Origin of the sequence: Burkholderia sp. Bp9140, from assembly GCF_003853425.1 — a bacterium.
GTDB lineage: Bacteria > Pseudomonadota > Gammaproteobacteria > Burkholderiales > Burkholderiaceae > Burkholderia.
Genome location: NZ_QTPQ01000067.1, coordinates 19,691 through 27,862, shown reverse-complemented (window position 1 = coordinate 27,862; position 8,172 = coordinate 19,691). Strand labels below are relative to the sequence as shown.

Annotated in this window: 5 protein-coding genes and 1 pseudogene; all 6 read left to right on the top strand. The window is 57.2% G+C overall.

Annotated elements, in window-relative coordinates:
- A pseudogene (locus DIE21_RS35345) lies at positions 1-1,348 on the top strand (peptidase M23); the annotation flags it as partial.
- Positions 1,349-1,351: 3 nt separating this feature from the next.
- Positions 1,352-1,816, top strand: a complete 465-nt coding sequence (locus DIE21_RS35340) for a hypothetical protein (RefSeq protein ID WP_124501985.1) — start codon at positions 1,352-1,354, stop codon at positions 1,814-1,816.
- Positions 1,817-2,232: 416 nt separating this feature from the next.
- Positions 2,233-2,901: a hypothetical protein gene (locus tag DIE21_RS35335; protein WP_124501984.1), complete on the top strand. Its 669-nt coding sequence runs from the start codon at positions 2,233-2,235 to the stop codon at positions 2,899-2,901.
- Between the two features lie 148 nt (positions 2,902-3,049).
- Positions 3,050-3,310, top strand: coding sequence for a PAAR domain-containing protein (locus tag DIE21_RS35330; RefSeq protein WP_124501983.1), 261 nt, complete (start codon positions 3,050-3,052; stop codon positions 3,308-3,310).
- Positions 3,310-4,647, top strand: a complete 1,338-nt coding sequence (locus DIE21_RS35325; RefSeq protein WP_124501982.1) for a hypothetical protein — start codon at positions 3,310-3,312, stop codon at positions 4,645-4,647. Before DIE21_RS35330 ends, DIE21_RS35325 begins: the two co-directional genes overlap by 1 nt.
- Positions 4,613-8,146 (top strand): ImcF-related family protein, encoded by a 3,534-nt coding sequence (locus DIE21_RS35320; protein ID WP_124501981.1) that lies wholly within the window; start codon positions 4,613-4,615, stop codon positions 8,144-8,146. The genes DIE21_RS35325 and DIE21_RS35320 overlap by 35 nt, the downstream gene beginning before the upstream one ends.
- Positions 8,147-8,172: the final 26 nt, after the last annotated feature.

The following is an 8,172-nucleotide window of genomic DNA, read 5'->3' as shown; positions in this document are numbered from 1 at the left end:
GGCGGCAGACAAGGTCGGCTACATCGATATCAATGATTCAAGTATCCACAAGTTCTCCGATGCGGACTTCCTGTCTTTTATGGGCTGGCAGAAGGTCAGTGAAGGCAATACGCCGTTCAGCAGTGACGGACTGTGCGATGTGGATGCGCTGAAGAAAATACTGAACGATGCTGCGCCGCACGAAGTGCCAGCGGTGACAGGGGAGACACCGGAAGCTCACAAGACGAGAGTGCTGTCGGCGTATGTAAAAGGTCATGCCCAGGTACTGCGGCAGTTGCGCGGCCTTGTCTGTCACGCGCCGAGTGAGTGGGACAGTACAAACAACGAGGGACGCTATGCGAGGCTGCTCGATGAGGGCGGCTTCTACCACGGCAACGAGAAGGGCTACAAGGATTTCCTGAAGTACCTGAAGGAGGTTCAGTTTTGGGACAGAACTGGCCTTCCGGCAGGGCAGATGCTATGGTTTTTCCATCCGCTTGAATTTATTCGGAATTTCAGGAGGTGCGGATGGCTATCCAAAGACGAACTAGCTGCTACGTTCCCTCGCTTTCCGTTTTATACCGAAAGTGGTAGTCCTCGGAGGGCAATTGAAATTGATAACGATATTTATAGGATAACGCTGAAAATTGCGCGTCAACGTGTCCAAAGCCACGTGACGGTGTTAAACAATTGCCTTAGAAAGTATATAGGGAGTGACTCGAAGAGGGTTGCCCTGTTCTTGGCGCAAGTGTTGTTGGAGACAGCCCAGTGGCGTGATCTTGGTGGTATAAGACGCCTTATGCATGAATGGGGATTTGGCAAATATTCGACGGCAAACCCGGCGACGAAATACTATGGCCCATTTTATGGTCGCGGTATTATGCAACTTACATGGGCGGGTAACTTTGAGGCGTATGGGAAGTATCGAGTTATCCCTGATTGTGCCACCAGCTCTTACGTTGAGCGATTGCCTGGCTCGCATTGCCGAATCGCGGCGACCTCACAGCACTATACGGCGAACCCGAGCGACGGCGGACGCTTGATGCTTTGGTCGCCGCGTTACGACCCGGATATCGTAGCGGAGAGTGCTGACCATGCGTGTGACTCCGGCGGCTTCTATTGGGTATCGAAATTTTTTCGTCGAGAACTGAATATCAATAGAGTTGTTGATGCGGATTTTTCGGCTTCTAGCGTAGATTTGGTGAATCGACTCGTTAACGGTGGCGGGAATGGATATTACGAAAGGCAGGCTTACTCGGTATTTATAATGTGTGCCGTGGGAGATGGGGCTGAAGTTGACGGGGTGGTGTTGGTTACTCCGCCTCATCCTAAAAAGGCGGTTTTGGCGAACATGCTTCGGCCGGAGTGATATATGAGGGGTGTCAGAGTGTTGGTGGCTATGGCGGCGCTTGCTATATCGTTTATTTCGTGCGCTGCTGATATTTCAAAAACTTTCGCCCCATCTCTGGGGGTTGTGGCTGAGGTGAAGATTAATGGTTCAGATTTGGTTTGGAGGCTATCCGGAAAAAGAGGGGTTAGGCAGGGGAGGGTCAATATCGATACGGAAAATTCATTGAATATAAAGATTGGTAGTTATGATTTTAGTGGTAGGTTGGGTTTTTCGGTGTCTCACGCGGATGACGGGATGGGGGTGTATGAGATTTATAGGGTTTTTACATTTTCTTCGTCATCAAATGAGTTTGTGGAGAGATTTCCGGCGTGTGGGGATGAATTCGTAAATCTTAATGTTAATGAAGGTGGGCGCTATCTGGTTAGTACTTATTGGGAGCGAAGTGTTCCTAGGAGGTGTGTCACTAGATTAAAAATTGAAAGATGATTGACTTCATATTTGAATGTCCGCATAAATTATGTATATCCGGTTGATGAGGGCGTAATATTAATACTAAGGCATGATTTTGTTGGGGGCGTTGTTGATGTTGTGGGATTTTTTATATATTTTATTTTTTATCGAGTGTGTGAAAAAAATCCACGATGAAAACTGCGTGCAGAGGCCAGAAAAATCGCCGCTGGTACTGTGGCGTCTATCTTCGACCCCGAAATCAGATTTTCTTTATTAGGTTCATAATGAGTATGGTGCCAGAAACGAAAGTCGTAGTACCTATTTCTGAATGTAATGGAGGAGGGTGGTTTCAATATAGCTTCCCACGTGTGATGCCCTTGGTTGTTGAGATATTCTTGTTCGGGATGTGCATTGCTGCAGCTGGCGAATCGTTCGCCGTATCGGATAATGACATGGCCTATAACGACTGTGGTGCGTTCGTTTTTGATAACGAGGATGATGATGTGCTGGCATCTTACAATAACTCATTTAGTAGATCGGCCGAAACTCGCTGGAGTAGAGGTAATTGTGTTGCGCTCCTGTCTGCTGGCAATCTAACCCCATTTTTAGGAGCAACTGACTCATGGGGAAATTGGCTTAACAACAGGATTGCACTCACGATACGTCGAAACGATGATTTTACTCTTCCTAGCGTCCATTTTTGTAGCGGCAATGCTGATTATGACGCTTGTATGGAAAAGGCCTTGCTTACCTACTACGGTTTTCGCCTTGACGATCGGAAGCGTTGGCGGCTTCGCCCATATCAGTCGAAAAGCAGCTTCGGATTTAGTCTTGAGCAGTCGATATCGAGCACATTAGATGGAACCATTGAGCGGCCGGATGGCATCACGGTATTCGGTGTGCGGCGGTATCTGGATACATTCTCTGATGGGCCCAAAAAATGGTGGGTCCAATTATATGTAATCCGTCATACGTCATTTGGTTATGTGATTCTTTCAAGCAATCCAAATGGTGATCCACCACTTTCAATTCCACAGGATTCGACGCCTGAGTCCTACGCACAGGCGATCCCATTGATCAATAGGCTCGTGCAAATCGTACAAAGTGTGCGTATAAAGTAATCTTGAAAAATCGGAGTCAACGGATAGTAATATGTGTTCTCGACTCGTCTGTAATCTGAAAATCGTTCATCTAAGAGTGGGGGCGGAATGTGAATTGGATGAGATGCGGCAAGCCTAAATAATTCATGCTTCCCTGAATAGTCAATATATGAAATCTCCCATCCGCCAAGGCGACAAACTCGAACATGGCGGCGAAGTCACCAGTGGCTCGCCGTGGACGATATTCATGTGCAAGCCGCTTGCCCGCAAGGGTGATGATGCGACTTGCGACCTGCATGGCCCGACCGTCATCGACGAAGGCGCCAACAAGTTTCCCGATCGCGACAACAAGCCATTCGCGCTTGACGGTCATCGCTGCGCATGTGGCTGTCGGTTGATCTCGTCGCTGCCGAACGTCCACTTCGAATAATGCCCGTCGACCTCTCTCAGGCGGGATGCCCGAGCGCCTATCCGAGCCGTCCACGCTTCTGGCCGTGGTGGTTCTGCATCTGGCTGCCCTGCGCGGTGTTCGGAGCGGTGATTGCTTTGCTGATGTGGCACAAGGGCGCGCGGGCGGGCAGCCCATGGTTCTGGTTCTACGTCGTCGGTATCCCGAACGGCTTTTTCGGCTTTCTCTTCGCGATCGAGCGCGCGCGCTATGAGGCTGTGTGGTACCGCACATACCACCGCAACCTCCATCGCAGCCGATGGCTGGCGGAGCGCATCCGTGTCGCGCAGCAGCCGCTTCGGGTGCTTGGCGTCGGCTATTGCTTGCCGTTGAACGGCCAGACGCTTGCACAGGTGATCCGTGCCGGCGTGCGTTTGCCTCGACAGCAGCAGCCCCGCTCCGGCGCGGATGTCGTCGAACATTGCCGCTTTGATGACCCGTTGGAAATAATCGACGAGACCGGTGAAGCCGATGCGGCTGATCCAACCGAGGAGAGCGGAGCCGATGCCGTAGCGGATGCCGCTCCAAAGCGATCCGTTACCCAGCTTGCACTCAGGATTGCCGAAGCGCTTGAACCGCTCGCCGCAAGCGTGCACGCGCTCACGCAGTACGAAGCCACCCACTGGCCGAAGGTGCGCGTCCTAGCTGAACCCGGAGACGAGGCCTTACGCGAACAGGAGGTTCGCGACGCGCTGCAATTGCTCGGTCTGCCACCCCTCACTGTGCTGTCCACACCTGTTTCACTGGGGTTACTGGTAGCGGACGCATGGCTCGACGCCCGCGAAGCATGCCCGCTGCTCGTGATCGCGACGGCATGGAACGAAAAGCCGCCTCCAACCGGCAGCACCGAGGGATGTGTCGCGATGCTGCTCGACGCCGGCTTTTACCGCCTACCCGAAGGTGTGCCCGTGATGGCGACCCTGCATCGACCCGTCGAGGGCAAGGCCGATGAGATCGAATACGGCTTCGCGAATGCCGTGATCTGGGGCAGGGCAGATTTCGATGCCGTGACGCGAGCCTGGGTCACGCGTGCCGTCAAGCGCTGCAATCAAGGACTGCGCATCGCGAATCTGGAGGCGCTTGCAAACGGCGGCGCCCAATGCGACCTCGCCTACATCGTGGGCGATTTTGGTAGTGCCAGCGGCTGGCTGTCCGTCGCAGCCGCTGTCGAATGTGGTGCTGGGGACGCGCCGCAACTGATCATCGATCGCGTGCAGTCCGCCGTCATTCACGTGCTTCCCGGTCCACACGGGAAGGAATCTTCGTTGCCTGGACACGCTCAGCATGACCGATCCGAAACTGACCTTGCGGCCGCTTGACTCGGCTCCCGCTATAGAGTCCGCGCCCTCTGGACGCGTCGCGCTCTGGGGCGTGGTTGTCGCGGCGCTGATCGCTGCAGCGTTCGCGATTGGCCTCGTATGGCGCCGCGGCGACCTGTTCGATCTCGCGCCCGGTGTGGCGCGTATGCAAGTCGTGATCGCCATCATCATCGCCCTGATCGTATTCGTCGCCATACATCTCTGTTTGTTTTTTATCGGTGCATACGCCATTGCCGGACAGATGTTTCGCAGAGATATCGGCGACGCAACGAAGGCTCGGAAGCCGCTGAAACATGACGCCCGTCTGCAACGCCTGGTCGAGGAACTGCGCGCGTCGCAGGGCCGGCGCTGGCGATACAGATCACCGTGGCTGATGGTGAGCGGTGCGGACACGTTGATCGACCAGGTCGCACCGGGCCTGAAGCGCGCGGGCGCGATGCCTGTCGGCAACGTGATTCTGGTGCACGCGGCACCGGACGGCATCGAGGCGGGCACATGGCGCCGACAAATCCGTAAGCTGCGGCGCAGGCGGCCGGTCGACTGTGTTGTGCAGATCACGCACGTGGACGAGTGCGATACCGAACTGCCGCGCACACTCGCTGCGCTTGCGACCGACATCGGTTGGGCCGCGCCTGTCACGTTCCTGCATACAGTGCCCGCACAAGGCGACAGACCTGAAACGTTCGAGGCGATCGGTGCATTTCCGGGGCCGGCGTACCAGGGTGGGCAGCCGGCGCTGGCCTTGCGCGATCAGCTTGCCGCGATCGAGCGGGGTACGGCGGATGCGGGCGTGTGGCTCTGTACAGCGCCCACGCGCGTCGCCTATCTAGCCGAAATCTCCCAATACATCGGGAAACAGCGCGAACACATCGTCACCCGCTGGCAAGCACTCCTTGCTTCACCCTGGCTGCGCACACCGCTGGCGGGCGTGACGTTCGCACCTGTATTCGCGACAGCGGTGGCGACGCCAGCGCCGGCGCCGATCGCCGCGGACGGGAGCGCGACCGTTCTGACCCTCCTGATCGAGTTACCGCCGCAACCCGCCGCACTGCTGCCCGTATGGCGTGCAATCGCAAGCCGGCAACGCATTGGTCGGCGCGTGGGATTCTACTGGTCGAACGCGCTGGCGATATGCTTGATTGTTGCGACGATGGCGTGGTGCGTATGGATGACAGCGTCGTTCGTCGGCAACCAGCAACTCATGCGTGAAGCGCAGGCAACAGTGAACGCAGCAATTGATGCGCGGCCACAGACGGCCGCCGCCTGGCGCGCGCAACTGGCGCTGCAGCAGTTGATGGAAAAGCTCGAATACCGGCAGCAGCACGGCGCACCGTGGTACCTGCGAGCAGGCCTGTCGCGCAATGACGATATCCTCGATGGTCTCTGGCAATCGTACCGAGTCGCTGCAACCCGCAACTTGCAGGCGCCTGTCCTGCAAACGATCGGTGAACTGTTGCAGGCCGCAGATCAGGCGCGTGCCGACAGCCTTCAATCGCAGGACACGCGAGGTAGTACGTACAACGCGCTCAAGACCTACCTGATGTTCGGCGACCCGTCGCGCGCAGATCCTGCGTTTCTGAAGCGCATGCTCGTCGCCTTCTGGTCGCGCCCCGTGGAGATACCGCTGGGTGAGCGTGCCGATACCGGCCTACGGCTCGCAGGGTTTTACGCGGATCACCTGAAAGCGCATCCCGAATGGCGGATTACGATTGACGATCGCATCGTGACAGCGACTCGCAATATGTTGATCACGCAGATGGGACTCGCGTCGGCTGACGACACGGTGTACCAACGCATCCTCGACGACGTGAAAAACAAATACGCCGACGCGTCGCTCGAAACGCTTCTGAATGGCACCGATGCACACGGAATGTTTGCGGCGTCGCTGACCGTGCCCGGGATCTATACGCGAGCGGCGTGGGACGGCATGGTTGCCGCGGCGATCGACAAGGCTGCCGGCGAGCGCCAGCTCGGCAGCGATTGGGTGCTGACGGGTACGCAGCCGCGACAGACAATCGGTAGCATGCCCGCGCGCGGCACAATCCAGACCAAGCCGATCGTTGACGAGAAACGCGCAGCCGAGGAACTGAAGCAGCGGTTGAAGGCAAGGTACTTTGGCGAGTACGCGGCTGCATGGCAGCGCATGCTCAACAGCATGCAGTGGCAACCAGCGTCCAATCTTGGCGGCGCGATCGAACAGCTTTCTCGACTGGCGGACGCACAGACTTCACCGTTGATCGCGCTGATGGAATCCCTTCAATATCAAGCGCAGGCGGGGCGGCCGTCTCAGGCGCTGGCTGACACGCTGGTGAGAAAGGCGCAAAACCTGCTCGGGACGGACGAGCACCCGGGAGCAACCATCGTCAATCCGCTCGACAAGCCGTTTGGTCCACTGCTGGTGTTGATGAGTGAGACGAGCGCATTACCTGTCGCTGCAAATGACAAGAGCACCACGCCGGCTAACATCGGGCTGAACGGCGTGAGCCTGTCGCGTTATCTGACGGCGGTCACGACGATGCGGCTGAAGCTGCAACAGATCGCGAGCAGTGGTGACGCGCAGGCAATGGCGCGCTCGCTCGCACAGGCAGTGTTTCAAGGCAAGTTGTCGGAATTGTCCCAGGCGCGCGATGACGCGGCGATTACGGCCGCGAGCCTCGGTACGGCATGGGCGGGTTTCGGCGATACGGTGTTTGCGCAGCCGCTCGAGGCAGCATGGCAAGCGATACTGCAACCGGCCGCAGCGAGCCTGAACGATGCGTGGCGAGCCAGTGTTGCTGCGCCATTCAACGCGGCGATGAGTGGCCGCTATCCGTTCTTCGATACGCGGGCCGATGCGTCCTTCGCCGAGCTTGGCCGCTATGTGCGACCCGATACCGGATTGATCTCGCGTTTCGTCACGACCCAGCTGGCCGGTGTGATGAAACTCGAGGGCGACCATTGGGCGCCGAATGAACTGGCACCCCAGGCGCTTCAGTTCGACCCGAAGTTCCTGAGCGCCGTCCGGCAGTTGTCGACCGTTGGCGCGCAGCTCTACCTGCAGGGCGACGCAGGCGAGAAATTCGAAATGATGGCACTGCCGACGCCGAAGGTGACGCGCTCGGAACTGTCGGTCGACGGCAAGCAGATCGTCTATTTCAACCAGCAGGAGCGCTGGACGCCGCTGGCATGGCCCGGCAATGGCCTGAACGGGCATGCGGGACTTACATGGCAAACGCTCGACGCGGGCCTGCGGCAGGCATTCGATTCGACTGGTGACTGGGCATTCCTGCGTCTGCTGGGCAAGGCTGACATCAAGCAGCTTGATAGCACGCGCTATCGGCTCACGTGGAATACCGGACCCGACGAACCGCTGTCGTACGTTTTACGTACGCAGGTCGGTGCCGGGCCGATCAACCTGTTGAAACTATGCGGGTTCCGTATGCCCGATCGTATTTTCGTCGTCGGCAAGGCGGGCGTCGCGTCGGCGATGCCGCTCCTGCCGCCGGATCTCCAGCCATGAGTGAAGAGAAAAACGAATCGACGATG

What these genes read in the sequence shown, in the direction of transcription:
- DIE21_RS35340 (WP_124501985.1), top strand. Translation starts at nt 1,352, where the DNA reads ATGAGGGGTGTCAGAGTGTTGGTGGCTATGGCGGCGCTTGCTATATCG.
- DIE21_RS35335 (WP_124501984.1), top strand. Translation starts at nt 2,233, where the DNA reads ATGGCCTATAACGACTGTGGTGCGTTCGTTTTTGATAACGAGGATGAT.
- DIE21_RS35330 (WP_124501983.1), top strand. Translation starts at nt 3,050, where the DNA reads ATGAAATCTCCCATCCGCCAAGGCGACAAACTCGAACATGGCGGCGAA.
- DIE21_RS35325 (WP_124501982.1), top strand. Translation starts at nt 3,310, where the DNA reads ATGCCCGTCGACCTCTCTCAGGCGGGATGCCCGAGCGCCTATCCGAGC.
- DIE21_RS35320 (WP_124501981.1), top strand. Translation starts at nt 4,613, where the DNA reads ATGACCGATCCGAAACTGACCTTGCGGCCGCTTGACTCGGCTCCCGCT.